Here is a 26098-nt window from a genome sequence, read left to right as displayed (position 1 = left end):
AGATTCTTTTTGCTCAATGCCGTTTCCGGCGGTCGGGCCCCAGCATGCTCGGACCGAACACGAAGAACAATCCATTTGGGAAAATGGCGGAGAGGGAGGGATTTGAACCCCCGATACCCTTGCGAGTATGCCGCATTTCGAGTGCGGTGCAATCGACCACTCTGCCACCTCTCCGCGGTGCTTTTTTAGGATGTGATCCCGGTCGAAAGCGGCGCGGACCATAACCGCGACCAAAGCCTCTGGCAAGAGGGGCAAAACCGATGGAGCCGGTTTTTTGAAACGTACTGGGACATGAATGCCGCCTGCCTGCCGGCAACCGCCAGAAACGCTCCCTTCGGCGTTGACCGGTGAAGGCTTTCCGTGTAGGGAAAACGCGGCTGAATGGGCGCCCGGTCAATTGTCCGGGTGTTTTCGTTTTGTCAAACAGTCGCGCGCCCGAAAGGTGCGGCGCGGCCAAAAACCATCTGAAGAAGGACTGGCATGACCATGTTCGCAGTAATCAAGACCGGCGGCAAGCAGTACAAGGTTGCCGTTGACGACGTGTTCGACATTGAGAAGATCGAGCTTGAGGACGGCGCCGCCGTCACCTTCGAGGAAGTGCTGGCCGTCGGGTCCGACGCGGGCGTTACCCTCGGTGCTCCCACCGTTGCCGGTGCCACCGTCGTCGCCGAAGTTGTCGAGCAGACCCGCGGCCCCAAGGTGATCTCCTTCAAGAAGCGTCGCCGCCAGAATTCCAAGCGCAAGCGCGGTCATCGGCAGCTTCTGACCACGGTGAAGATCACCGCGATCAACGCCGCCTGACGAAATTCCTTTTCCGGCACGCTGCTGCCGGAACCTGACCAGATAACCGTCCATCAAGGTGTAGAGCGCCGAACCGCTCCGCCGGAGGACGATACGACAGACAGGAGACTGAAATGGCTCATAAAAAAGCAGGCGGCTCGTCCCGCAACGGTCGTGATACGGCCGGCCGACGCCTTGGCGTAAAGAAGTTCGGCGGCGAAGCCGTCATTCCCGGCAATATCATTATCCGCCAGCGCGGTACCCAATGGCACCCAGGCGCCAACGTCGGCCTCGGCGTTGATCATACGATCTTCGCCCTTACCGAAGGCAACGTGTCCTTCGCTACCAAGAGCAACGGCCGAGTCTACGTCTCGGTCGTCCCGACGACGACGGCGGCAGCAGCCGAGTAAGCCGGATGGAGCTCACGCGGCCCGCCGGTGTCCCACGGACCCAGGCGGATCGCGATCCAAGCGCGCGATGTGACAGGGGAAGTGGGACACCACTTCCCCTGATTTCATTTGGAGCGCTAGGAGAGCCCCATGTCCGAACTAAGCGAGATCGAGGAACCTGACAGTCCCTGCGGCTGGCCGTTGATGGCGGCGGTGAGGCCGGCCATCGAGACGCGACGGCTGATTCTTAGGCCGCCGGTCGATGACGACGCCGAAGCCATCGCCCGGCTCGCCAATTCAGCCACCGTCGCCCGCAACCTCGTGGGCATGCCCCATCCCTACCGCATCGAGCACGCACGCGTTTGGCTTGCCGAGTCGATCGACCCGCGCGGTCAGCGTCACCTGATCTGCCGTAAGGGCTTCGACGCGGCGCCGACCCCGATCGGGGTTCTTACGCTCGATATGCGTGGGCGGGTCGGGCCTGGCTGGATCGGCTGCTGGCTCGGGGAGCACCATTGGGGACAAGGCTTCGCAACTGAGGCCTGCCACGCCGCGATTGATTATGCCTTTCTTCACCAGAGGCATGACAGATTACTGTTTGCCTGCCGGGTGACAAACTCGACCGGGCGACGGGTGATCGAGAAGTGCGGGTTCCAGATGGTGGCGCAGGAGCTGGCCTCGGTGGTTGGCAGCGGCGCGGCGGTGGCCATCGACCGCTTTCGCATAGATCGCAGCACCTGGGAGAGTATCAGAGCCTGGGAGCCCTTGCGCGTCCACGACCATGAAGCTGAAAGAGCGGAATGGGAAGAGCGGCGCGCAGAGCTTCAGGCTCCGGTGGAGCGAATTTGAACTTGAATCCGGACAGCCTTGGTGTTGCCATTCAAATGTCAAATCCTTCCGCCGGAAACAGTGAGTACTAGTGGTTTTGTTTCTATGTCTGTTCAGGCGGTTCTTTTCGCCGATATGGATGGTAGAGCCAGGCCACTAGAGAGGTGAGTACGGAATGAAGTTACTTTCCGGTGCCTTCGGCTCATGGCAACCGCGCACGGTCCTCTCCCCGCGCATAGAGACCGGTCGTCTCGTTCTTCGGCCGCTTGAGCAAGACGATGCCGAAGCGCTGGCGGTCTATCTCGGTGATATCGAGGTAGCGCGCTGGCTGGTGCGCGTGCCGCACCCGTTCACAGTTGAAGATGCGAGCGATTTCATCGGCCAGTGCTGTATGACCGCCAGCCTCGGCACGGCAACGACGTTGGGTCTTGTGGTGCGCGGCGACGATCGCGCCATCGTACGCGGTATTGTGGCACTGCATAGTCTGGACACTCGACCGGAAGTCGGCTTCTGGCTCGGCCGTCCCTTCTGGGGTCATGGACTGATGAGTGAAGCGGTCGACGCCACGCTCACCTGGGCCTATGCCAACCTCGATATCGACGCCATCATCGCTGGCGCTTTTCACGGCAACATCGCCTCGCTCACCATTCAGGCACGCCAAGGCTTCGAGGTCATCGGCATGAGCCGACGGCCGTCGTTGATCGAAGAACGGCTACTCGACCACGTCGATACGCGCCTGACGCGAGCACGCCACGCCGCCCGACCATGGCGACCGTGACCCTCAGCTCCGCGAAATCCTAAAAATCCGTTCATTTTCGCCGCGCGATGCTCTAAAGGGCAAGCTGTGGCCCGCGTCAGAACGGTAGGCGGCACGGCCGTCATCCGAAATCTCAGGCTACCAGCAGCGCAAAGCGCCGCCTCGGTCGCCATTCCAGGAAAGCCCCGATGAAATTCCTCGATCAAGCCAAGGTCTTTGTCCGATCCGGTGACGGCGGTGCCGGTGCCGTGTCGTTCAGGCGGGAAAAGTTCATCGAATTCGGCGGACCGGACGGCGGCGACGGTGGCCGCGGCGGCGACGTCTGGGCCGAGTGCGTCGGCGGTCTCAACACGCTGATCGACTACCGCTATCAACAGCATTTCAAGGCGAAGACCGGCGGGCATGGCATGGGGCGTGACCGTCACGGCGCCAAGGGTGGCGACATCGTCTTGAAGGTGCCGGTGGGCACCCAGATCATCGAGGACGACGGCGAAACCCTTCTCGCCGACATGGTGGAGATCGGCCAGCGCGTGCTGATCGCCAAAGGCGGCAATGGCGGCTTCGGCAACGCCTATTTCAAGACGTCGACCAACCAGGCGCCGCGACGGGCCAATCCGGGTCTGCCCGGAGAGGAAAAGTGGCTGTGGCTGCGCTTGAAGCTGATCGCCGACGCTGGCCTCGTCGGTCTGCCCAACGCCGGCAAGTCGACCTTCCTTGCCCGCACCACTGCTGCCAAACCGAAAATCGCCGACTATCCTTTCACCACGCTGCACCCCGGCCTCGGCGTTGTCCGCATCGATGCCCGCGAGTTCGTTTTGGCCGACATTCCCGGCCTGATCGAGGGGGCGCATGAAGGCGTCGGCCTTGGCGACCGCTTCCTTGGTCATGTCGAGCGCTGCGGCGTTTTGCTGCATCTCGTCGATGCCAGCCAGGAAGACGTGGTCGGTGCTTGGCGCACGGTTCGGGCGGAGCTTGGCGCTTACGACGAAGCGCTCGGCGAGAAACCCGAGGTCATCGCCTTGTCCAAGTGCGAGCTGGTGCCGGAGGACGAACTCTCCGCCAAGGCGAAGAAGCTGAAGCGAGCCGCCAAGGCGACGCCCATTCTCCTGTCCGCCATCACAGGCACAGGCGTCGAGGCGGTGCTGCGCGCCATGGCAACAGCGGTCGAAGCCGGCCGCGCCGACAATGAGGAATCGCGACCGGCCACCGCCACGCGCATTTGGCAGCCCCTTTCCCGCGATAGCGATGACGACAGAGACGATGATGACGACTATTGAGGCTTTCACCGGACCGCTCTCCGGTTACCGCAGCGTCGTCATCAAGATCGGCTCGGCACTGCTCGTCGAGGGCCGCTCCGGCACGCTGAAGCGCGGCTGGATGGAGAGCGTCGCCGCCGATGTCGCCCGTCTCAGGGCCGGTGGCGCCAGCGTGCTTCTGGTTTCTTCAGGCGCCATCGCTATGGGTCGCGGCGTCTTGAAGTTGCCGAAGGGCAAGCTGAAACTCGAGGACAGCCAGGCCGCCGCCGCTGTCGGACAGATTGCGCTGGCGAAAGCCTGGGCCGAAGTGCTCGGCGATTACGGCATTACCGCCGGCCAGATTCTGTTGACCCTGGGCGATACCGAGGAGCGACGCCGCTATCTCAACGGCCGTGCCACCCTCGGCAAGCTCTTGAAGCTCGGCGCCGTGCCGGTCATCAATGAAAACGACACGGTAGCCACCACCGAGATCCGCTATGGCGACAATGATCGGCTAGCCGCCCGTGTCGCCGCCATGATGGGCGCTGATCTCTTGGTGCTTTTGTCCGACATCGATGGTCTCTATACGGCGCCGCCTCAGGTCGACCCCAACGCTTCTCTGATCCCTGTGATCGACCGCATCACACCGGAGATCGAAGCCATGGCCGGCGGCGCGGCTTCCGAATTGTCGCGCGGTGGAATGAAGACCAAGATCGACGCCGGCAAGATCGCCACAGTCGCCGGCACGGCTATGATCATTGCCTCCGGCAAAGTGGCGGCGCCGCTCTCCCGTGTCGACGCCGGTGGGCCACACTCGCTATTCCGAGCCGAAGCCAACCCGGTCACCGCCCGCAAGGCCTGGATCGTCGGTCACATCGACGCGCCCGGCGTTCTGACGATCGACGCCGGCGCCGTCCGGGCGCTGAAACAGGGGCGCAGCCTGCTGCCACCCGGCGTGACCCGGGTCGATGGAGATTTCCATCGCGGCGACACGGTGATCGTTGTCGATGAAGCCGGTGTCGAGCTGGCCCGTGGCCTCGTCGCTTATGATGCCGTCGATGCACGGCGCATTCGCGGCCAGAACTCGACGGTAATCGAAGATATCCTCGGCGCACCCGGCCGCAGCGAAATGATCCATCGCGACGACCTCGTGCTAAAGGGCGACCTCGGAGACTGACCATGACTGCATTGACCGACGTTTCCGTTCACGACCTGATGGCCGATATTGGCCGGCGCGCGCGCGTCGCCGCCCGTCGCCTTGCCCGCGCCTCAACACAAGAAAAGGCGGCGGCGCTGACCGCTATGGCCATAGAGGTTCGTGCCCGCGAAGCCGACATCCTCAAGGCCAACGCCATCGATGTCGCGGCCATGAAGGAAAATGGCGTTGCCGCCTCCTTCCTTGATCGCGGCACGCTGGATCCCGCTCGCGTCGAGGCCATCGCCAAGGCGCTGGAGGAAATCGCTGCCCTGCCCGATCCGGTCGGCCGTGTGCTCGCCGCCTGGACGCGGCCGAACGGCCTCGCCATTGAGCGCGTTGCAACGCCGCTCGGCGTCATCGGGATCATTTTCGAAAGCCGGCCCAACGTCACCGCCGACGCCGGCGCCCTCTGCCTGATGGCCGGCAACGCCGCCATCCTGCGCTGCGGCTCCGATTCGCTTCGCTCGTCGCAGGCGATCCTTGTCGCGCTCGTCGCCGGTCTCCGGACGGCCGGCCTGCCCGAGGATGCCATCCAGTTGGTGCCGATCAAGGACCGCGCCGCCGTGGGCGAGATGCTGACCGGCCTCAGCGGGTCGATCGACGTCATCGTTCCGCGTGGCGGCAAGAGCCTGGTCGCCCGCGTCCAGGCCGAAGCGCGGGTGCCGGTGTTCGCCCATCTCGAGGGCATCTGCCATATCTATGTCGATCGGGCCGCCGACCTCGACATGGCCGTCACCGTGACCGTCAACGCCAAGCTTCGGCGCGTCGGCGTCTGCGGCTCGGCCGAGACTCTGCTCGTCGACCGCGCTGTGGCTGATACGCACCTCCTGCCAATTCTCAAGGCGCTTCACGAGCGCGGCTGCGAAATCCGGGCAACTGAGGAAATTCGCGCCCGCTTCCCGGCAGCCGTGCCGGTAACCGAAGCCGATTGGTCGACGGAATATCTGGCGCCGATCATTTCGGTGGCACTGGTCGACGGCATCGACGCCGCCATCGAGCACATCGAAACCTACGGCTCGCATCACACCGACAGCATCATCACGGCTGACGAAACGGCGGCCGCCCGCTTCTTTGCCCGTGTCGACTCAGCCATCGTGCTGCACAACGCTTCGACGCAGTTCGCCGACGGTGGCGAATTCGGTATGGGCGCCGAGATTGGCATTGCCACCGGAAAGATGCACGCCCGTGGCCCGGTCGGCGTCGAGCAGTTGACCTCGTTCAAGTACCGCGTGCGCGGCAGCGGCCAGACGCGACCGTGACGACACCCCGCCTCCCCGTCACATTCCCGGGCATGCGCATTGGCCTGTATGGTGGTTCCTTCAATCCGCCACACCGAGGCCATGCCCACGTGGCGCGGCTGGCACTTCAAAGACTTGGGCTCGATCGCATCTGGTGGCTGGTCAGCCCTGGCAACCCCTTGAAGTCGATGGACGGCCTACCGGATGTCGGCCAACGGCTGGCAGCCGTGCGGCGGGTCGCCAACCACCCGCGCGCGGTCGTCACCGACCTCGAGGCGCGACTCGGAACGCGCTATACAGTCGACCTCATCCGGCGGCTGAAAGCGCTCAGACCAGATGTTCGTTTCGTGCTGGTCATCGGTGCCGACAACTGGGCGACGTTCCACCGCTGGGGCGGCTGGCGCGAGATCGCCCAAACGGTGCCGATCGCGGTCATCGACCGCCCCGGAGCCACCTTCGCGGCGCTGGCCTCACCGGCCGCCCGTACTTTTGCCGGCGCGCGCGTCGCCGAGTGTGACGGCCTCTTGCTGCCAAGCCTTGCCCCCCCCGCCTGGATATTCATCGCCGGCGTCAAGGTGCCGCTGTCATCGACCGCCCTGCGCCAAACCAGCTTAGCCATTGGTCCAGCCTGATCTTGAAAACGTCACCGTCAAGGTTCATCCTTTCAATCATCGGCGGTTGTCGGCATGGGGCCGGCTGTCGCGGACCATTTCACGAGGTGCACCCCTGAGCATGCCTTTCACCGAGGGCGCCTTCAGCGCCAACTCCTTTGCCGACGTCGCTGCGTTCTCCGGCGATGCCACTCCTCTTCCGCGATCCCTGCTCGATACGATTCTCGCCAGCCTTGACGACGCCAAGGCCGAGGCCGTCGTTGATATCGACGTTGCCGCCAAGACGCCGATCGCCGATCACATGGTGATCTGCACGGGTCGCTCCACTCGCCATGTCGGCGCCATCGCCGACCATTTGGCCAAGGACCTGAAGGATGCCGGCTTCGGCGCCGTCGCCATCGAGGGTCAGCCGGCCTGCGACTGGGTATTGATTGACGCGGACTCGGTCATCGTCCACGTCTTCCGCCCGGAAGTGCGCGAGTTCTATCATCTTGAGAAGATTTGGGCGCCCGACCCGGAGCCCGCTACCGGCCGCCGTTGAGGTATCCACCCAGAAAAGTGGATACCCGAGCTGGAACGATCCGCTTGGAAAGCTGTAGACTTTTCGAAGGCGCGGATAGTCCGGAAATGGCTCGGAAGCTTCTCATGACCCCGACGCGCGGGGCCGCTGGCCCCGCCGGTACGGCGCGTGCGCCCGACTAAGAAGAGACTTATGCGCATCGCCATTCACGCTGTTGGAAAACTGAAGGCCGGCCCTGAGCGCGAGCTTGCCGACCGCTATCTCGATCGTGCTGACAAAGCCGGTCGAGCCATCGGCTTTTCTTCTGTCACCGCCCGAGAAATCGTCGAGAGCCGCGCACGCGAGGCCTTGCAGCGCAAAGAGGAGGAAGCACGCGAGCTTCTCGCCGATTTGCCGCCGGGAGCCTTGCTCATCGCCCTCGACGAGCGAGGCGATTCGCCGACCTCGGAGCGATTCGCCGAAATGCTGGGCGAGGCACGCGACCGCGGCACACCGAACACCATTCTGCTGATCGGCGGACCGGATGGCCACGGACAGGAGCTCCTGTCGCGCGCTGGCCACCGCATTTCATTTGGCCGGCTGACTTGGCCGCATCAAATCGTCCGCATTCTCGCCGCAGAGCAGATCTATCGTGCCGTAACCATCCTGAGCGGCCATCCCTATCATCGGCCCTGATCCGTCCCGCATCTCGTCATCATCGCCCTTTGGTTGACGAAGCGTTAATGGAAAGACCGATAGGTTCGGCCGCTCGACCGCACCGTACCGGACAGCTCATCGTCCATGCCGCCCGAAACGCGACGTCCCGGAGTCCGCCGCCTCACCATCGCTGCGATAATCGCGGCGATGCCTTGCTATGTCGCCGCGCAGGAGGGCTTGCCACCCGAGGCGACTGCCTTTGCCCCGGCGACGAGCGCTGTTCGGCCAGCCTCCGTATCCGACAGCGCCGTCGACGCCGACCACATCGCGGCCGAACGCGCGCTAAAAGATCAGGAACTGGCCAAGCTTCGCAGCTCCATGGAGCTTTCGGCGGAAAAGCAGGCGGAGATAGCAGCCGAAATTGCCGGCCTCTCGCGTGATCAGCAGGCGCTCAGCGATCAGCTCGTCACCTCGGCTGCCCGTGTTCAGGCGTTGGAGCAATCAATCACCGATAGCGAGGAACGCCTCGCTCGCGGCGCCGACAACGAATCGCGCATCCGCGCCTCGTTATCGGCCCGACGCGACGTATTGATCGCCGTGCTCTCCACCGCGCAGCGCATAGGCCGCCAGCCACCTCCAGCGCTTGTCGTCAGCCCAGAAGACGCCCTTAAAGCCGTGCGCTCGGCGGTCATCGTCGGTGCCGTACTCCCAGAGATCCGTCTTGAGGCGGAAGCGCTGCAATCCGATCTCGATGCCCTGGTGGCAGAAAGAACGCGCGCCGCCGCCGAACGTGACCGCCTCAGGGCTGATGCCGCCGCCATTGCCGAGGAACGGCAGCGCTTGGCATTACTCATCGACAAGAAAAAAACGGAAAGCGAAGCACGCTCTGTCGACTTGGCGACCGAGAAGGCGAGAGCTGAGGAATTGGCGAAAAACGCCCGCAGCCTGGAAGAGCTGATCTCCGGCATGAAGAAGGCGCTGCCAGCAGCCCACACCGAATCGCCACCTTCCACGGCATCGGCGCCGAGCGTTGGTGGCCGCCTCGGGCCGGCCATCGCCTTCGCAGACGCCAAGGGACGAGTGATCCTGCCCGTACGCGGCGTCAACCTGCAGTCCTTTGGCGACGACAATGGCCTTGGTGGTGCCTCGCAGGGCCAATCGATCGCCACCCGGGCCGGTGCCCGCGTGGTGTCGCCGGCCGACGGCCGCGTCGTTTATGCCGGACCGTTTCGCTCTTACGGACAGCTCTTGATACTTGATGCAGGCGACGACTATCATATCGTGCTTGCCGGCATGGAACGGATCGACGTCCAGCTGGACCAATTTGTTTTGACGGGCGAGCCCGTCGGTGTCATGGGAAACCAGAGGCTGGCCAGCGCCGCCGCTTTGGATGCCAGCGTCACGCAGCCCGTGCTTTACGTCGAATTTCGCAAAGGTGGAACTTCGGTCGATCCCTCCCCCTGGTGGGTCGCATCGCAGGATCGGAAGGTCAGCGGATGATCAGAAAACTGTCGCTACTCGCAGCGGGCGCCGTACTTGGCGCCGGCGTTACTACCCTGACCCTCGAGCACCGTCTGCCCGGCTTCGGGTCGGCCGTAGCTGCCGGCGTCGATACCTATCGCCAGCTAAACCTGTTTGGCGACGTGTTCGAGCGTATCCGCTCCGACTATGTCGAGGAACCTGACGAACCGGCCCTGATTGAGGCCGCGATCAACGGCATGCTGACGTCGCTCGACCCACATTCGAGCTACATGAATGCCAAGAGCTATCAGGACATGCAGGTTCAGACCAAGGGCGAGTTCGGCGGACTCGGCATCGAGGTCACCATGGAAGATGGCGTCGTCAAGGTGGTGACGCCGATCGACGATACGCCCGCCACCAAGGCAGGTATCCGTGCCGGTGATTTGATCACCGCCATCGATGGCACTGACGTGAAGGGCCTTACCCTCAACGACGCCGTCGACAAGATGCGTGGGCCGATCAACTCGTCGATCACCCTCACCGTGGTGCGCGGCACCGACAAGCCTTTCGACGTCAAGATCGTTCGCGACGTCATCAAGATGCAGTCGGTACGCTACGAGGTGAAGGACGATGTCGGCTATGTCCGCATCTCCCAGTTCACGGCCCAGACCTTCGACGGCCTCAAGACCGCCATCGACAAGATTGACGCCGCCATCCCCGCCGACAAGCTCAAGGGTTATGTGCTCGATCTGCGCAACGACCCAGGTGGCCTGCTCGATCAGGCGATCGCCGTCTCCGACGCCTTCCTCGACAAGGGTGAGATCGTCTCCACGCGCGGCCGCCACGATGGCGATACGCGCCGCTATGCCGCCAAGGCTGGCGAGCTGGTCGGTGACAAGCCGCTGATCGTGCTGATCAACGGCGGCTCCGCTTCGGCATCGGAAATCGTCGCCGGCGCGCTTCAGGACCATCGCCGGGCGACAATCCTCGGCACGCGGTCCTTCGGCAAGGGGTCGGTCCAGACTATTATCCCGCTGGGCTCGAATGGCGCTATCCGCCTGACCACGGCGCGCTACTACACGCCGTCGGGCAACTCGATCCAGGCCAAGGGTATCCACCCTGACATTGAGGTGCTGCAGGATCTGCCGGAGGATCTCAAGGATCAAGTGACCGAGACCAAGGGCGAGGCGTCGCTGAAGGGACATCTCAAGAGCGAGACCGAGGGCACCGAGGCGTCCGGCAGTCAAGCCTACGTGCCGCCCGACCCCAAGAACGACAAGCAGCTCAATCTGGCGCTCGACCTGCTGCGCGGGTTGCAGGCCAACGCCGCCTTCCCGCCTAAGGGCGACGACCCCGTCGCCAACTGAGCGGGCAAATAGCCGAAAGATGCCGGGCCGGAGTTCATCTCCGGCCCGTTACGTTTCAGTGGCATACCGCAACGCCACGGATTGAACTAAGCTCGCGAGGACCGAATCAGGGCGGTCGCCAGTAGCCGGATGCCACGTGCCATGAACGACCTGACCAATCCCCTCGGCTTCGGCGGTACCGGAGGCCGAAGGTTTCGTGTGCCGGTCGGCGCCATCGCCGCGGTCATCACGGCGTGCCTCTTTGCCGGGCTCACCGTCTGGCTGATGGTCGTCAACGACCCGCTTGGTGGCGAGCCCTATGCGCGGACCAAAATCGAAACCTCCGACACCGCGTATGCTCGCGCCGACATCGCCACGGTAGGTGTGAAGTCAGGCACCGGCGAGCTGTTGCCGCCGCCGTCCGAGAGCAAGCCCGAGGCCGGAGCGGCCGTCGAGAGCCCCTCCGCTACACAAACGCATATGGCCCTACCCGTCGAGGCCGATGCCGCTCTCACCGAGACATCACCTTTCGGTCCGCTGCCGCGCGTCGCCGCCGACGGTCGCAAGCCTGTCGACGCCTATGCCCGCCCCGTACCCAGCGTCGTCGGCGCCTCTCCGAAAATTGCAATCGTCGTCGGTGATCTTGGCCTCAGCCAAACCGGAACGCAGGATGCCCTCGCCAAGCTGCCGCCCGAGGTTACGCTGGGCTTCGCTCCCTATGGCGCCAGCCTCGACCGCTGGACCGCCAAGGCACGGCAGGACGGCCACGAACTCCTGCTGCAAGTACCGCTGGAGCCTTTCGATTATCCTGATAACGACCCCGGCGAAAATACGCTGCTCGTCAGCAAGGATGCGCGTCAGAACATCGAGAACCTGCATCGGGTAATGGGGCGTCTCACGACCTATGTCGGCGTGGTCAATTACATGGGTGCCCGCTTCACGTCCGAAGCCGACGCCCTCGACCCGGTGATGCAGGAGATCGCGCTACGCGGGCTGCTCTATCTTGATGACGGCAGCTCGCCGCGCAGCGTTGCCGAACAGTCGGCCGGCAAATTCAAGACCACCTTTGCCCGAGCCGACCTGGTCATCGACGCCGTGCCGACGCCGAACGAGATCACCAGCCGTCTCGCACAGCTCGAGCAGATCGCTCGCACACGCGGCCTCGCCGTCGGTGTCGCCAGCGCCCGGCCAGCGACGCTGAAGGCGCTTGTCAGCTGGACAAGCGGTCTCGATGGGCGCGGCATTACGCTGGTACCGATCACTGCCGTTCCCCACCAGAATTGAGACAATTCATGACCTCCCGAGCCGACCTTCCCTACCGCCCCTGTGCCGGAGCCGTATTGATCAACCGCGCAGGCCTGGTCTTCGTGGGCCATCGCGCCGACCTTGAAGGTGCGTCCGACTCAGCCCCCTGGCAAATGCCTCAGGGTGGCATAGACGACGGCGAAACGCCGCTCGACGCCGCCCGCCGGGAACTTTGGGAAGAGACCTCGGTAAACTCGGTCGAGCTCTTGGGTGAGGCGCCGGAGTGGTATCGCTACGACGTTCCCGATGAACTGGCCACGGGGCGCTTTCAACGAAAGTGGCGAGGCCAGACACAGAAGTGGTTCGCCTTCCGCTTTCTCGGCGATGACGGCGAAATTGACATCGACAGACCGGGAGGCGGCGCGCATCCGGCTGAGTTCTCTCGCTGGGGCTGGAAGCCGCTGTCCGAGGTGCCAGGCCTCGTCGTTGCCTTCAAGCGGCCGATCTACGAGAAGGTTGCCGCAGCCTTCGCCGGTCTGGCGGTGCCTTCATGAGCGCCCGTATCCCCGCCGCCCTAACCCCGCCGGACCCGTCCGAGCGCGATCCGCTTTCGCCGGACCTTCCCTATCGACCGAATGTCGGCATTTGCTTATTCAATGCCGAAGGGCTGGTGTTCGCCGGCAGAGCCTACTCCAATCCCTTCGGCTGGCCGGATCCGGAGATTTTCACCGAAGGCGCCGATTGGTCGCTGCCGCAGGGCGGAATAGACCCCGGCGAGGATATCATCGCGGCGGCACGCCGTGAACTTTGGGAAGAGACCGGCGTCAAGAACGCAGACCTTATAGCCGTGACCGACGAATGGTGGAGCTACGACTTCCCCGTTCGCGGCGCCAAAATTCACAAGCTCCACCCCTTCCGTGGCCAGCGTCAGCGTTGGGCGGCCTTCCGCTTTACCGGCAAAGACGACGAGATCACGGTCATGGCGGCCCACACCGACGAGCCGCCGGAATTTCTCGAGTGGCGCTGGCGACCACTCGACGAGTTGCCGGCCGTGGCCCCACTGCACCGGCGGCGGCAATACATGCGCGTCGTGGACGTTTTCGGAGATGTCGGTCCGGCTTGAGGCTTTATCGGCGCCGCCGGCCGGCGGCTTGATCGGCGGCGCGCGCCAGCGTCAACAGTGTCTCGCCGACAATATCGGCGGCAAGCGACGCATTGAGACGAGCGTCGCGCGCCGCTTCGCCCAGAACGATAACCGCCCTGGCGAGCCGAGCCGGCGGCCACAGGCCAAGCGCGGCCTCCACCTTGCCCTTGCGCTTGAAGAACACCGGCGGCCGGGCGCCATTGACCGCATCGGCCGGGGCCACGCCGGAATCGACGGCGGCGCGTAATTCGTCGAGCAGCATGAAATGGCGAAGCGCCGCGCCGACGATCTGGCCGGCATCGATACCCTCGGCCCGCGCCTTGGCCAACCCTTCGACCAGCACCGTCAGAGCGCCACCAGCCGCGGCGTCAATCACCTCGTCAATGGCGAAGGTTGAGCTGTCGCCGATCAAGGCCTCGACATCGGAAAGAGTAATAGTGCCGGTTCCATGAGCGTGCAGGCAGAGCTTCTGAATCTCGCCACGCGTCATCAACCGATCGCCGCCTAGAAGCGAGACCAGAAGCGCCCGAGCCTCCGACGCGATGGAAAGGCCGGCCGCTCTTGCCTCTTCATCGATCAGCGCCCCGATCGACCGTTCGTCATCGGCAAAACAGGGGATCGCATACGCCCGGCTTTCCTGCTCGAACAGAACCCTGAGTGGGCTGGATTTCTTGAGATCGCCCGCCTCGACGACGATCGCAGTATCAGGCGGGGGCTGCTTGAACAGCGCCCGGAAGCGGCTGGCGAGATCCGCGCGTCCTCCACCGTCACGCAAAAGGATTGCCCGTCGGCTCGAGAACATCGACACCGCATAGGCCTCGTCGGCGAGCCGCGTCGGGTTGGCCGTCAGTTCGGAGGCTTCGATGCGAACCAAGGCGAAGGGATCGCTGGGGTCCGAAAAGGCAGCGGCGATGGTTCTGGCGCGCTCGGAAACAAGCCCGGTATCCGGCCCATAGACCAGATAGAACACAACATCCTGCGGCGGCCGCGCAACGAGGCGATCGGCCTCCTGAGCGCGCGCCGCCACCATTGCCTCAGCCCTTGCCGATCAGCGCCGACGACAAACGCAAGCGAATGTCGGCCGCCGCTGCCCGCGCCGCTCGCTCCTCGGCATCCTGCTGTGCTCGAACGTTGGCATAACGCTGCGATGTGACGTCGAAGGGAGAGGTGGTGTAGATATTGTCCGATGTAACCACCCGGCCAGTAGCGATCTCGGTCAGCGTGTAAGTCGTCGTAAGCGACACCAGTTTGGCCACCGCGATATCTTCGCTGGCACGAATGGCGAGCTCCGAGACGCCTGTCGTCAGGACGAGATGCAGGCGATACTTGGGTGCCACCAGCGCGCTGCCGCCACGCAGCTGGAAGATTAGCTCATTCATCAGAGCCTGCGGCACGCGATCGGTCTGCGTGTCGATGGCAATCGAAGCGAGTTCCGTCACCATTGCCGGTTTACCACCCGCCGCGGGCGAGCCGATCGGCGCGTAAACGGGGCGCACCTGACAGGCAGCGAGAAGAGCGCCGGCCGCTAATACTAGGGCGCCGCGGCGAAGGAGATCAGACGACCACATTGACGATCCTCTGGGCGACGACGATGACCTTCTTCGGGCTCTTGCCGTCGAGCGCCTTTATCACGGCTTCGAGCTTCAACACCTCGGCTTCCACCTCGGCGGGCGTGGCAGTGCGTGCCACGGTAATGTCGGCGCGCTTCTTGCCGTTGACCTGCACCGGCAGCGTCACCTCGTCCTCGACCAGCAGAGCTTGGTCGACGGTCGGCCAATCGGCAAGCGCCACCAATCCGTCGTGGCCGAGCGCTGCCCAGCTTTCCTCGGCAAGATGCGGTGTCATCGGTGCCATCATGCGGACGAGCAGACCGGTTGCCTCGACCAAAGCGGTCGCGGCGGCGCCATCGGTGGCCAGCAGCGCCTTATCATTGGTAAGCGCTCCGGCCAACGTGTTGACCAACTCGTAGATCTTGGCCAACGCAACGTTGAAGCGCAGACCCTCGACATTCTCCTCAACGGCGGCCAGAGCTTTGTGCGCCGCCTTGCGCAGAGACAGCGCCAACCTGTCGCCGCCTTCGGCCCGCTCGGCGATCGGGACCAGTTCGGAGGCCTCGGATACGATGCGCCAGACGCGCTGCAGGAAGCGGGCGGTGCCCTGAGCCCCAGCCTCGGTCCACTCGACATCGCGCTCCGGCGGGCTGTCGGACAACATGAACCAGCGGGCGGTATCGGCACCGAAGCTGTCGATGATATCGGTGGGGTCGACAGTATTCTTCTTCGACTTCGACATCTTCTCGATCGGGCCGATCTTGACCGGCGCACCCGAGCCGATCAGTCGCGCCTTGCGGGCGCTAGCCTCCTCGACGATTTCGATATCAGCCGGCGACAGCCATTCGCCGCTTTCCGACTGATAGGTCTCATGCACCACCATTCCCTGGGTAAACAGGCCACGGAAGGGCTCGTCGAACCCGACGTGACCGCACTTCTTCATCGCGCGGGTGAAGAAGCGCGAATAAAGCAGATGCAGAATGGCGTGTTCGATGCCGCCAATATACTGGTCGACCGGCAGCCAGGAATTGACCACTTCCGGCACGGTCGGCGTCTGAGCGCGCGGCTCGGTGAACCGGCTGTAATACCAGGACGAGTCAACGAAGGTGTCCATGGTATCGGTCTCGCGCCGAGCCGGCTTGCCGCACTCGGGACAGACGCATTTGGTAAAGGTCGGATGCCGGTCGAGTGGATTGCCGGGACGGTCGAACTCGACATCCTCCGGCAAGCGAACCGGCAGATCCTTGGCCGGCACAGGCACCACACCGCAGTCCTCGCAGTGGATGACCGGGATGGGGCAGCCCCAATAGCGCTGGCGCGAAATACCCCAGTCACGCAAGCGATAGTTCACCTGCCGCTTGGCCGAAGGCGCACCATGCAGCGTCGTCGCTTCGAGTTTACTCGCCACCAGGTTCTTGGCCGCTTCCACGTCCATGCCATCAAGGAAGTCGGAGTTGAACAGTTTGCCATCGTCGGTATAGGCGACGTCGCCCACCGCGAAAGCGGCGGGGTCGGCACCTTCGGGCAGAACAACGGGCGTAACGGTCAAGCCGTATTTGCGAGCGAAATCAAGGTCGCGCTGATCGTGGGCCGGACAGCCGAAGATGGCGCCGGTGCCGTAATCCATCAGCACGAAATTGGCGATGTACACCGGGTAGCTCTGACCGTTGAAGGGGTGCTTCACGGACAGGCCGGTTGCAAGGCCCTTTTTCTCGGCCGTCTCGAGCGCCGCCGCCGAGGTGCCGATACGCAGGCACTCCTCACAGAAAGCGGCAACCGCCGGATCCTTGTCGGCAAACGCTTTCGCCACCGGATGATCGGCGGAAAGAGCCAGGAAGCTCATGCCGAACAGCGTGTCGGGACGCGTGGTGAACACCTCGATGGTCGACTCGTCGGCGACCGCCGGACCGTCGATCTCGAACCGAACCCTCAAGCCTTCCGACCGGCCAATCCAGTTCTTCTGCATGGTCCGGACTTTTTCCGGCCAGCGGTCGAGCGAGTCGAGAGCCGACAGCAGCTCATCGGAATAGTCGGAGATCTTCAGGAACCACTGCGTCAGCTCACGCTGTTCGACCAAAGCGCCGGAACGCCAGCCACGCCCGTCGATCACCTGCTCGTTGGCGAGCACAGTCATGTCGACAGGGTCCCAGTTGACCTTGGACTTCTTACGGTCGACGAGGTCGGCCTTCATGAAGTCGAGGAACAGCTTTTGCTGCTGCGTATAGTAATCCTCGTCGCAGGTCGCGAACTCGCGACTCCAGTCGAGCGACAGGCCCATGCTTTTCAACTGGCCACGCATGGTGGCGATGTTCTCGTACGTCCATGTCTTGGGATGAATATGGCCCTTCATCGCCGCATTTTCGGCAGGCATGCCAAAGGCGTCCCAACCCATGGGATGCAGGACGTTGAAACCCTTGGCCCGTTTGTAGCGAGCGACCACGTCACCCATGGTGTAGTTGCGCACGTGCCCCATGTGGATGCGGCCGGACGGATAGGGGAACATCTCGAGCACGTAATACTTGGGACGCGAATCGTCGTTCTTCGCCTCGAACACCCTGGCCTCGGTCCAGGCCTTCTGCCAGCGCGTTTCCGCTTCGCGCGCATTGTATCGCTCGGTCGCCATCGTCTCGTCTTCTGTTCAGATCCACGCCTGTCGCGGGTCAACGGTGCCAAGAGCACGCGACCGCGCGAAAAACTTACGGCATGACCATCATCAGAAACGGTCCCTAGGGTCAATGCTTTGGAATGCCGAGGCCGGCGTTTTCCGTCAGACCGCGACAGGATCGATGAAATCCCACAACAAGATCAGACACCAACGAAGTCGGTCGCGTGATCCTTGACGAAGGTTTCAAAGAAGCGAGGCGGACGGCCGGTCATCTTCTCGATGGCAGGGCTAACGATCGATGCCTTACCGTCGCGGATCGTATCGAACTCGGCGACCCGCTCGGCAATTTGCTGTTCGGGAATCTCCTCCGCCACTAGGCGCGCTTCGTAATCAGCGATGGAGATCGGCCGGAAGGTGACACGCCGGCCCGTAACGTGGCTCATGACTTCCGCCGCGCGCGACAACGGAAGAGCCGCGGGACCGGTGAGGACCAGCGTCTGACCATCGAAGTCTGAACTGGTCAGCGCAGCGGCAGCGGCGGCGGCCACGTCACGACCATCGACAAAGCTGATCAGCCCCTCGTCGGTCGGCAGCGCCAGTTCGCCCTTGCTGACATCGTCCTTCCAGACAGTCCGGAAGTTGTCGGCGAACCAGTTGGCCCGAAGGATGACGAAAGGAAGACCGGAGTTTTCCAGAACCAATTCGAGACGGCGATAGGGATTGTCCTCGGAAACATCGGCGGCGATGGTGGACAGCAGAACCGCCTTGATTTTACGGTCGACCACGTGCCGCATCACCGGCATCAACGCGGCGATAACGTCGAGCGGTGCCGACGGCATCAGAACAAAGACGCGGTCGACCCCCTCGAATAGCGGAGCGATGCTGGACGGATCACGAAAATCGAACCGCAGGACCTCAGCTTCCGGGTGCGTTTGCCCGTCCAGGGAGGCCGCCTTGACGATTTCGCCTTTTGCCACCAATTCGGACACGACCAACTGGCCGATGGTGCCGGTGGCGCCGAGAACGAGGATGCTGTCTGCCATGGGGGTCTCCGTCAGGAAGTCCGATCCGGCCGTACGGCCGGCGGAAGAGACAACGCCCTCACCCCGCGTCGGGTTCCCTCAACAAGCCGACGTCGACGATCTTGGCAAGACGATCGATGTCGTGATCGGCGAAAACGCCGATGCCGTGTGCCGCGAGAAGCGCGGCGGTGACACCGGCTCCCTCCAGTCGCCGGCCTGAGAAGCTGCCGTCATAGATACTGAGACTGCCACAGGACGGGCTGCGGTCGATGAGGAGCGCATAAACGCAGCCACTGCGACGGGCGTACTCGAGCGCCGCCTCAGCACCGGCAACGAAGGCGGCCGTAACATCCTCTCCCGTGACAGTTACGACGCGAGCCCGTCCCGCCAGCACATCCGCGCCGGAGCCGCCGACGATTTCCGCCGCCGGCCGGGGCACCGAAAGATCACCCATCAGCTCGGGGCAAACCGGCACCAGCCGCCCTTCGGCCTGCCAACGCTCGAGGCGCGGATCGTCGAGCCGTTTGCCGGCGCCGTCATAACGGACTGGCCGGCCGAGCAGGCAGGCGGAGATCAGAATGCGGTCCATCGGCACCACCGAACACATGAAAAAGGGCGTCTTCCCGCGCAAGGAAGACGCCCTTTGTCTCGTTCCGGATGGTCGCCGTCAATCTTCCTCGGCGCGCATCAGGATCTCGCGCTTGCCCGCATGGTTGGGGGGACCGACCAACCCTTCCTTTTCCATCCGCTCGATGAGCGAGGCGGCACGGTTGTAGCCAATGCCGAGCCGGCGCTGGATGTAGCTCGTGGTGGCGCGCTTGTCGCGCAACACCAGCGCCACCGCCTGATCGTAGAGATCGGCGTTTTCATCGACCGGAGCAACGTCACCGCCGCCGCTGTCTTCCTCGTCATCGGCCGTGATGGCCTCGAGGTAATCGGGCGTTCCTTGCGTCTTGAGATGAGCGACGATCGCCTCCACCTCGCCGTCGGAGACGAACGGGCCATGGACACGCTGAATGCGTCCGCCGCCCTGCATGTACAGCATGTCGCCCTGGCCAAGCAGCTGTTCGGCGCCCTGCTCGCCAAGGATGGTGCGACTGTCGATCTTCGACGTCACTTGGAAGGAGATGCGCGTCGGGAAGTTAGCCTTGATGGTGCCGGTGATGACGTCCACCGAGGGGCGCTGCGTCGCCATGATCACGTGAATGCCGGCAGCGCGGGCCATCTGGGCGAGCCGTTGCACCGCCCCTTCGATTTCCTTGCCGGCCACCATCATCAAGTCTGCCATCTCGTCGATGATCACGACGATGAACGGCAGCGGCTTGAGCTCCATTTCCTCGGTTTCGAAGATGGGCTCGCCCGTCTCCTTGTCGAAGCCAGTCTGGACGGTGCGATTGATGCTCTCGCCACGCTCGATCGCCTGCGCCACCCGGGCATTGAAGCCCTCGATGTTGCGCACGCCCACCTTGGACATCTTCTTGTAGCGGTCCTCCATCTCCCGGACCGTCCATTTCAGCGCGACGATTGCCTTGCGTGGATCGGTGACCACCGGCGTCAGCAGGTGCGGAATGCCGTCGTAAACGGAGAGTTCCAGCATTTTCGGGTCGATCATGATCAGCCGACATTCCTCTGGCGTCATCCGATAGAGAAGGCTGAGGATCATGGTGTTGATCGACACCGACTTGCCCGAACCGGTCGTGCCGGCCACCAGCATGTGCGGGGTGCGGGCAAGATCGATGATCACCGGCTCGCCGCCGATGGTCTTGCCGAGGCCGAGCGCCAGTCGCCCCTTGAATTTTTCGAAGTCCTGGCTGGCAATCAACTCGCGCAGGTAGACCATCTCGCGCCGCTGGTTGGGTAGCTCGATGCCGATGGCATTCTTGCCCGGAATGACCGCGACGCGAGCCGCGATGGCACTCATCGATCGGGCGATGTCGTCGGCGAGGCCGATGACGCGGGAGGACTTGATGCCCGGCGCCGGCTCCAGTTCATAGAGCGTCACCACCGGACCGGGACGAACGTTGAAGATCTCGCCCTTGATGCCGAAATCCTCAAGCACGCCCTCAAGCAGCCCGGCATTCTGTTCGAGGCTGTCGGGCGTATACTGGACACCGTTGCCCACCTTGGGCTCAGCAAGCAGTTCGATGGCCGGAAACTCGAAACCGCGTTCGTCGAGCAGGGAGAGTTGCGCGCCCCCCTTGGCTCGCTTGCCGGGCTGCATCGGCGGCGCCGGCGCCTTGACGCGCGCTGCCGCCTTCTCAGGCTGCGCGGCGGCCTTGCCGATTCGCGAGGCGGGACCGCGCAACGGTGTCGGACGCGGTTCAAAGGTGCGCGGTGCCGGCGCCACGGCGACCGGCTGCGGCGGCGCGATCATCTCGGTCTCGTCATAGTCGGACAAACGGTCGCCCATGGTGAAGGGCGGCGTATCATCCTCCTCGTCGTCGTCTTCCAGAACCGGCTCCGGGGCGACCGCGCGCGGCCGCTCCACCGGCGCGAAAGACGGTTCCACCCGGCCGCCCCGGCGTTCGGCCACCGGCGGCTGATAGTCGTCCTCATCCTCGTCGTCGACGGCGGGCGGTGCGGCGGGACGCGGGCGCGCGGCAAGCGTCGGCTCGGCGCGACGGGCAACCGGCGGCTCATAGTCATCCTCGTCGTCATATTCCTCGCCCGGGTAGGCGAAGGCCCGACGACGGAACAGGCGGCGGGACAGGCCGGCGCGGAGCGTCAGCCACCAGTGGCCAGCCACACCAATCAGAGCACCCAGGCGGCTTTCGCTGGATTCTTCGTCCTCGTCATCCTCGTCGTCTTCAACAATCGCGGCCTTGGCGCCGATGCGATGCCCTGGCACACCTGAGGCGTAAATCATGGCGGCGAGCGCCAAGGGGCCAGTCACGATCAAAATGATGAGGCGCAGCGTATCGGTAAGCACACCATTGTTGAAAGCTGCCGGCAGTTGAAGGACGAGGTCGCCGATGGCGCCTCCAAGGCCGGTCGGCAGCGGCCAGCCCGTGGTTGGCGGCAGCGCCCCCATGAAGGCGGCCCCGATGAGGGTGCCGATGAGCCAGCCAATGAGCCTGTTGCGAGCCACATGCGGGATGCGACCTATGGTGAGCTGCCAGCCCCAGATCACCACTGGCGCCAGGAACAGCGCGGCGTTGAGACCGATGAGCTGCATGATCAGATCGGCGGTCACCGCGCCAACCGACCCCATGACATTGCGGGTTGGTCCGTCGGCGATGTGGCTCCAGCTCGGATCGTCCACCGACCAGGTGGCAAGAGCCGCCGACAGTGCTGCGACGCCAGCGATCAGCAACAGGCCGGAGGCGCCGGCGATATTACGCAGCATCGCTTGCCGCAGGCGATCCTCACGACTTGGTGCGGCACGCCGCATCCGCTGGTCGAGGTCTTTGAGATTGGCAGCTCGGCGAGCATTGACCGGGCGCGGCTCATAGGGTCCATCGAGCCGGCCACCGGCCTCGCGAAGGCGGGGACTAGTCCTCATCTCTGCTCTCATGACAGAACCTCCGAGAGACGGCTCAAGGCCTCGCGACTCGTCTCGAGGCTTTCGACCATGGCGATGCGAATGAAATTTTGACCCGGATTGACGCCGTCGGCGTCGGTCGCCGACAGATAACCGCCGGGGACCACCTTGACGCCCATCTCCTTCCAGAGCCGGGCCGTCACGTTCTCCCCGCCGCCCCAGTGGCCGACATCGAGCCACAGGAAGAAGCCGCCAGGCGGTACGAGATCGGGGAATCGGTCACTTAAGATCTCCTCAGCGACAGCGTATTTCAGGTCGTAAAGGCGGCGGTTTTCAGCGACATGCGCTTCATCGGCCAGCGCAGCGACAGCCACTGCCTGGATCGGCATCGGCACCTGTGGCGCCGTCACGTTGCGCAGGGCCGCCCAGGCCTTCAGGAAGGCAGGATCACCGATGGCGAAGCCGCAACGAGCACCTGCCAGATTCGAGCGCTTGGAAAGCGAGTTGAAGGCGACGACGCCGGTGAGATTACCGCCGGCACCAAGCGCCGCGGAGAGCACGCCGGCGGGCGCTTGGCCACGCCAGATCTCTGAGTAGCATTCGTCCGAGAATAGAAGAAAGCCGTAGTGGCGAGCCAACCGGACGAGCCCCTCGAGCCTGCCCAGATCGGCCACCGCCCCCTGCGGATTGGCGGGGCTGGCATGAAAAGCGGCAACGGTACGAGCCAGGAGATCGACCGGCAGTCTTTCAAACCGTGGCAGAAAGCCATCCTCGCGACTGGCGGCAACCAGCACCGGCTCAGCGCCGGCCGCTTCGGCAGCGGCGGCGTAGACGGCATAAAAGGGATTGGGCAGCAGGATAGCCGGGCGTGCGCCCTTGGTGGTTCCGGCAAGGCGCACGGCGGTGAGCGTCGCGTGGAATAACCCTTCGCGCGACCCATTGAGCGGCAGCACACCGTCATCGCGGTCGATCGTGCCGTCGGGAAGTTCGAATCGCCTCTCCGCCCACCCCGCGACGGCGGCTCGGAAGGCTGGCGTGCCCTTGATCGGTGGATAGCGGACGAAATCGGCCAGCGCGGCGGAGAGGACCGGGCCAACGAAACCAGGCACCGGGTGGCGAGGCTCGCCCACCGACACATCAATCGGCAGGCGACCTGGCTCGACGCCGGCAATCAGCCGGCCGAGACGCTGGAAAGGAGAAAGAGGGAGCGACACGCAGGACGACATGAACACCAGAGCTCAGGCAACGGGTGATTCGGCCCGCTGCCCAGAAGGCAGCCAGACCTTTTCATTCTGCCGGCCACTCTAGGCACCCATGGTTAAACGCGCTTTAACCTTGCCGCCGTCTTCGCCCTCAGAGTGCCTCCTCGTCCTGTTCACCGGTGCGAATGCGCAGGGCGTGCTCGATGGCATAGACGAAAATCTTGCCGTCGCCGATCTGGCCGGTTTTGGCCGCGGCTGCGATGGTTTCAACCACTTTTTCCGCCTCTACGGCGGGTACCGCCACTTCGATCTTCAGCTTGGGCAGGAAGCTGACGGCATATTCGGCACCGCGATAGATTTCGGTATGGCCTTTCTGGCGACCGTAACCCTTGACCTCGGTAACCGTCAGGCCGTGAACGCCGAGCGAGGTCAGTGCGTCTCGAACCTCGTCGAGCTTGAAGGGCTTGATGATGGCCGTCACGATCTTCATGGGGCACCTCTTTTCCGGTCTGTCTCAAGATTACACGCGGCGGCATGTCGCCTCCGGTCGATACGACGACCATAGCGTGATGAGCGCATGCGCCAAGAGGGAAATAGGGCGAAAGCCATTCTACCTGCGAACTTCCGTGGCGATTGCGTCCAAAGGATTATTCCCGCCGCCGGACGAACAAAATGCCGACGGGCGGACTCCGTTTGGAATCCGCCCGTCGCATATCGCTAGAAAACCTGGATCAGGCTCAGTTGTAGGCGCGCTCGCCATGGGTCGTGACGTCGAGGCCTTCGCGCTCGGCCGTCTCGGTAACCCTGAGACCGATGATTGCCTTGACGATGGTGAGAGCGATCACCGACACGATGCCAGACACCAGAATGCAGACGATAACCGCCACGATCTGCGCCGTAACCTGGGTACCAAAACCAGGATAGCTGGCATAGATGCCGCCGAGCGACGGGTTGGCGAATACGCCCGTCAGGATGGCACCAACGATACCGCCAACGCCGTGCACGCCGAACACGTCCAGGGCGTCGTCGTAACCGAACTTGGACTTGACCCAAGTCGCCGACCAGAAGCAGATTGCGCCGGCGGCGAGACCGATGATCACGGCACCGAACGGGCCAGCAGTACCGCAGGCCGGTGTGATGGCGACGAGACCGGCGACGACACCCGAGGCGCCACCGAGCAGCGAGGCATGACCACGGGTCAGCCATTCGGCGAACGGCCAGGCGATGGCGGCGGCGGCGGTCGCGACAATGGTGTTGACGAGCGCATAACCGGCGACACCGTCGGCGGCGAGTTCAGAGCCGGCGTTGAAGCCGAACCAGCCGACCCACAGCAGCATGGCACCGATATAGGTCAGAACCAGATTGTGCGGAGCGAAGTTGTCGCGGCCGAGACCGATGCGCTTGCCGCCCATGATGGCAATGACGAGACCAGCGATACCGGCGTTGATATGCACCACGGTGCCACCGGCGAAGTCGAGGGCGCCCCAGACGCTGCCAAGATAGGAGCCTGCGCCACCCCAGACCATGTGGGCCATCGGCAGATAGGCGAAGGTGAACCACAGGATCAGGAAGAAGATCACCGCCGAGAACTTAACGCGCTCGGCCGAGGCGCCGATGATCAGCGCCGGCGTGATGCAGGCGAAGGTCATCTGGAAGGCCACGAAGACGATTTCCGGAATGGTGCCGGACAACGAAGCGGGCGTGATGCCGGCCAGCATGACCTTGTCGAGCGTGCCGACGAACGGCGACAGGGCGGTCGCTGTGCCCGGCATGGTGAAGGCAACGGAGTAACCGTAGGTGATCCACAGAATGGCCATTACGGCAAAGCCGATAAGGCACTGCATGAGGATCGACAGCACGTTCTTGGAGCGCACGAGACCGCCGTAGAACAGCGCCAGAGCCGGCACCGTCATCATGACGACCAGCACGGTGGAAACCAGCATCCAGGCGGTATTGCCGGGATCGGCGGTGGGCACCGGCGCAGCGGCAACAGCGGCCGGCGTGGCGGCATCCTGAGCGAAAGCCGCGACGGCCGAAAGCGCCAGTATCGGCGCAGCCGCGAGAAGTGGCTTGAGATATTTCATCGAAATCCTCTTGGATCGGTTATCGACTGTCCGCCCGGCCTTTGCCCTTCGAGGCAAAAACACAAGCGGCGTGCGTCGGAAGCCCGGTCGGGCCTCCCAGATGGTCAGAGCGCTTCGCCGTCGGTTTCGCCGGTACGGATGCGAACGGCGTGTTCGATGGAGGTGACAAAGATCTTGCCGTCGCCGATCTGGCCGGTCTTGGCGGCCGACGAAATGGCCTCGACGACCTTGTCGACCTGATCGGTGGCAACCGCCACCTCGACCTTCAGCTTGGGCAGAAAGCTGACGGCATATTCGGCACCGCGATAGATTTCGGTATGGCCCTTCTGGCGGCCATAACCCTTGACTTCCGTCACCGTGAGCCCGTGCACGCCGAGCGCATTGAGCGCATCGCGCACCTCGTCGAGCTTGAAGGGCTTGATAATGGCCATGACGATTTTCATGGGGTTCCTTCCATCGATTGGTCCCCCGGACCGAACGCGCACCCCCGCGATGCGCCCCGTCGCGGAACTCGATGCCGACAATAGAATCAATCTTTGTGCCAAGCCGACCGCTGATGCAGCAGATTCTGCTTTCTCTTAACCAAACGCCTTGTTTTCGCCGGTTTTGGTGGCGGTCGAGCGATGTCATATGACCAATTCCCCAGCAAAAATCGGAATGTGCCCATCTTGAAATCAGGAATTCAGTCCAGACATGCCTATTTACTGGGCAGTAATTGCCCGTATGGCGCGCCCTTGACGGCCTGCGCCCTTTAGCCACGCTTATA

The 26098-nt window shown here is 63.7% G+C and carries 25 protein-coding genes and 1 tRNA gene; 15 read left to right on the top strand and 11 right to left on the bottom strand.

The genetic code is table 11. From position 1 onward, the window contains the following. Positions 1-84 precede the first annotated feature (84 nt). A tRNA-Ser gene (locus AB6N07_RS02865) sits at positions 85-174 on the bottom strand. Positions 175-480: 306 nt separating this feature from the next. Between AB6N07_RS02865 and rplU the strand changes: the two genes are divergently transcribed. The 15 genes from rplU (at position 481) to AB6N07_RS02790 (ending at position 13367) form a co-directional block, all read left to right on the top strand. Further along, entirely contained in the window at positions 481-801 is a 321-nt protein-coding gene (gene rplU, locus AB6N07_RS02860) for a 50S ribosomal protein L21 (protein WP_245586652.1), read from the top strand. Between the two features lie 113 nt (positions 802-914). Continuing rightward, positions 915-1190, top strand: a complete 276-nt coding sequence (gene rpmA, locus AB6N07_RS02855) for a 50S ribosomal protein L27 (RefSeq protein ID WP_370676313.1) — start codon at positions 915-917, stop codon at positions 1188-1190. 129 nt (positions 1191-1319) lie between these two features. Next, positions 1320-2018 (top strand): GNAT family N-acetyltransferase, encoded by a 699-nt coding sequence (locus AB6N07_RS02850; protein ID WP_370676312.1) that lies wholly within the window; start codon positions 1320-1322, stop codon positions 2016-2018. Positions 2019-2172: 154 nt separating this feature from the next. Beyond that, a complete protein-coding gene (locus tag AB6N07_RS02845) occupies positions 2173-2775 on the top strand; it encodes a GNAT family N-acetyltransferase (RefSeq protein WP_370676311.1) in 603 nt (200 codons plus the stop codon). 167 nt (positions 2776-2942) lie between these two features. Then, on the top strand, positions 2943-4031 hold the full coding sequence (gene obgE, locus AB6N07_RS02840; protein ID WP_370676310.1) for a GTPase ObgE: 1089 nt from the start codon (positions 2943-2945) through the stop codon (positions 4029-4031). After that, complete coding sequence (gene proB, locus AB6N07_RS02835) at positions 4018-5166, top strand: glutamate 5-kinase (RefSeq protein WP_370678181.1); 1149 nt, start codon at positions 4018-4020, stop codon at positions 5164-5166. The genes obgE and proB overlap by 14 nt, the downstream gene beginning before the upstream one ends. Positions 5167-5168: 2 nt before the next feature. Continuing rightward, positions 5169-6446: a glutamate-5-semialdehyde dehydrogenase gene (locus AB6N07_RS02830; RefSeq protein WP_370676309.1), complete on the top strand. Its 1278-nt coding sequence runs from the start codon at positions 5169-5171 to the stop codon at positions 6444-6446. Further along, on the top strand, positions 6443-7057 hold the full coding sequence (locus AB6N07_RS02825; RefSeq protein WP_370676308.1) for a nicotinate-nucleotide adenylyltransferase: 615 nt from the start codon (positions 6443-6445) through the stop codon (positions 7055-7057). The genes AB6N07_RS02830 and AB6N07_RS02825 overlap by 4 nt, the downstream gene beginning before the upstream one ends. A gap of 100 nt (positions 7058-7157) precedes the next feature. After that, positions 7158-7577, top strand: a complete 420-nt coding sequence (rsfS, locus tag AB6N07_RS02820) for a ribosome silencing factor (RefSeq protein ID WP_370676307.1) — start codon at positions 7158-7160, stop codon at positions 7575-7577. Positions 7578-7748: 171 nt separating this feature from the next. Then, positions 7749-8231, top strand: a complete 483-nt coding sequence (rlmH, locus tag AB6N07_RS02815) for a 23S rRNA (pseudouridine(1915)-N(3))-methyltransferase RlmH (RefSeq protein ID WP_370676306.1) — start codon at positions 7749-7751, stop codon at positions 8229-8231. A 105-nt stretch (positions 8232-8336) separates the two neighbouring features. After that, positions 8337-9692, top strand: a complete 1356-nt coding sequence (locus tag AB6N07_RS02810) for a murein hydrolase activator EnvC (RefSeq protein ID WP_370676305.1) — start codon at positions 8337-8339, stop codon at positions 9690-9692. Continuing rightward, positions 9689-11020, top strand: coding sequence for a S41 family peptidase (locus tag AB6N07_RS02805; protein WP_370676304.1), 1332 nt, complete (start codon positions 9689-9691; stop codon positions 11018-11020). The genes AB6N07_RS02810 and AB6N07_RS02805 overlap by 4 nt, the downstream gene beginning before the upstream one ends. Before the next feature lie 141 nt (positions 11021-11161). Next, positions 11162-12283 (top strand): divergent polysaccharide deacetylase family protein, encoded by a 1122-nt coding sequence (locus tag AB6N07_RS02800; RefSeq protein ID WP_370676303.1) that lies wholly within the window; start codon positions 11162-11164, stop codon positions 12281-12283. 8 nt (positions 12284-12291) lie between these two features. Next, complete coding sequence (locus tag AB6N07_RS02795) at positions 12292-12798, top strand: RNA pyrophosphohydrolase (RefSeq protein WP_370676302.1); 507 nt, start codon at positions 12292-12294, stop codon at positions 12796-12798. Further along, positions 12795-13367 (top strand): RNA pyrophosphohydrolase, encoded by a 573-nt coding sequence (locus AB6N07_RS02790; protein WP_370676301.1) that lies wholly within the window; start codon positions 12795-12797, stop codon positions 13365-13367. The genes AB6N07_RS02795 and AB6N07_RS02790 overlap by 4 nt, the downstream gene beginning before the upstream one ends. A 4-nt stretch (positions 13368-13371) precedes the next feature. Here AB6N07_RS02790 and holA read toward each other — a convergent pair whose 3' ends face one another. The 10 genes from holA to AB6N07_RS02740 all read right to left on the bottom strand — a co-directional run bounded on the left by holA (position 13372) and on the right by AB6N07_RS02740 (position 25775). Continuing rightward, the gene (gene holA, locus AB6N07_RS02785; RefSeq protein WP_370676300.1) at positions 13372-14418 is read right to left on the bottom strand and encodes a DNA polymerase III subunit delta; all 1047 of its coding nucleotides are present in this window, start codon (positions 14416-14418) and stop codon (positions 13372-13374) included. Positions 14419-14422: 4 nt separating this feature from the next. Beyond that, the gene (gene lptE, locus AB6N07_RS02780; protein ID WP_370676299.1) at positions 14423-14956 is read right to left on the bottom strand and encodes an LPS assembly lipoprotein LptE; all 534 of its coding nucleotides are present in this window, start codon (positions 14954-14956) and stop codon (positions 14423-14425) included. Beyond that, positions 14943-17561 carry a leucine--tRNA ligase gene (leuS, locus tag AB6N07_RS02775; protein ID WP_370676298.1) on the bottom strand — a complete coding sequence of 873 codons (2619 nt, stop codon included), beginning with the start codon at positions 17559-17561 and terminating at the stop codon, positions 14943-14945. Before leuS ends, lptE begins: the two co-directional genes overlap by 14 nt. Before the next feature lie 182 nt (positions 17562-17743). Further along, on the bottom strand, positions 17744-18586 hold the full coding sequence (locus AB6N07_RS02770) for an NAD(P)H-binding protein (protein WP_370676297.1): 843 nt from the start codon (positions 18584-18586) through the stop codon (positions 17744-17746). 58 nt (positions 18587-18644) lie between these two features. Then, complete coding sequence (locus AB6N07_RS02765) at positions 18645-19154, bottom strand: DUF523 domain-containing protein (RefSeq protein WP_370676296.1); 510 nt, start codon at positions 19152-19154, stop codon at positions 18645-18647. A gap of 78 nt (positions 19155-19232) precedes the next feature. Continuing rightward, positions 19233-22067, bottom strand: coding sequence for a DNA translocase FtsK (locus AB6N07_RS02760; protein ID WP_370676295.1), 2835 nt, complete (start codon positions 22065-22067; stop codon positions 19233-19235). Positions 22068-22075: 8 nt separating this feature from the next. After that, the gene (locus AB6N07_RS02755) at positions 22076-23272 is read right to left on the bottom strand and encodes an aminotransferase class I/II-fold pyridoxal phosphate-dependent enzyme (protein WP_370676294.1); all 1197 of its coding nucleotides are present in this window, start codon (positions 23270-23272) and stop codon (positions 22076-22078) included. Between the two features lie 127 nt (positions 23273-23399). Further along, the gene (locus AB6N07_RS02750; RefSeq protein WP_370676293.1) at positions 23400-23738 is read right to left on the bottom strand and encodes a P-II family nitrogen regulator; all 339 of its coding nucleotides are present in this window, start codon (positions 23736-23738) and stop codon (positions 23400-23402) included. Positions 23739-23985: 247 nt separating this feature from the next. Next, positions 23986-25332 (bottom strand): ammonium transporter, encoded by a 1347-nt coding sequence (locus AB6N07_RS02745; RefSeq protein WP_370676292.1) that lies wholly within the window; start codon positions 25330-25332, stop codon positions 23986-23988. A gap of 104 nt (positions 25333-25436) precedes the next feature. Further along, positions 25437-25775, bottom strand: coding sequence for a P-II family nitrogen regulator (locus AB6N07_RS02740; protein ID WP_026791442.1), 339 nt, complete (start codon positions 25773-25775; stop codon positions 25437-25439). Positions 25776-26098: the final 323 nt, after the last annotated feature.

This window comes from Pleomorphomonas sp. PLEO (genome assembly GCF_041320595.1).
GTDB lineage: Bacteria > Pseudomonadota > Alphaproteobacteria > Rhizobiales > Pleomorphomonadaceae > Pleomorphomonas.
This window is presented reverse-complemented; position numbering and strand designations above follow the sequence as displayed.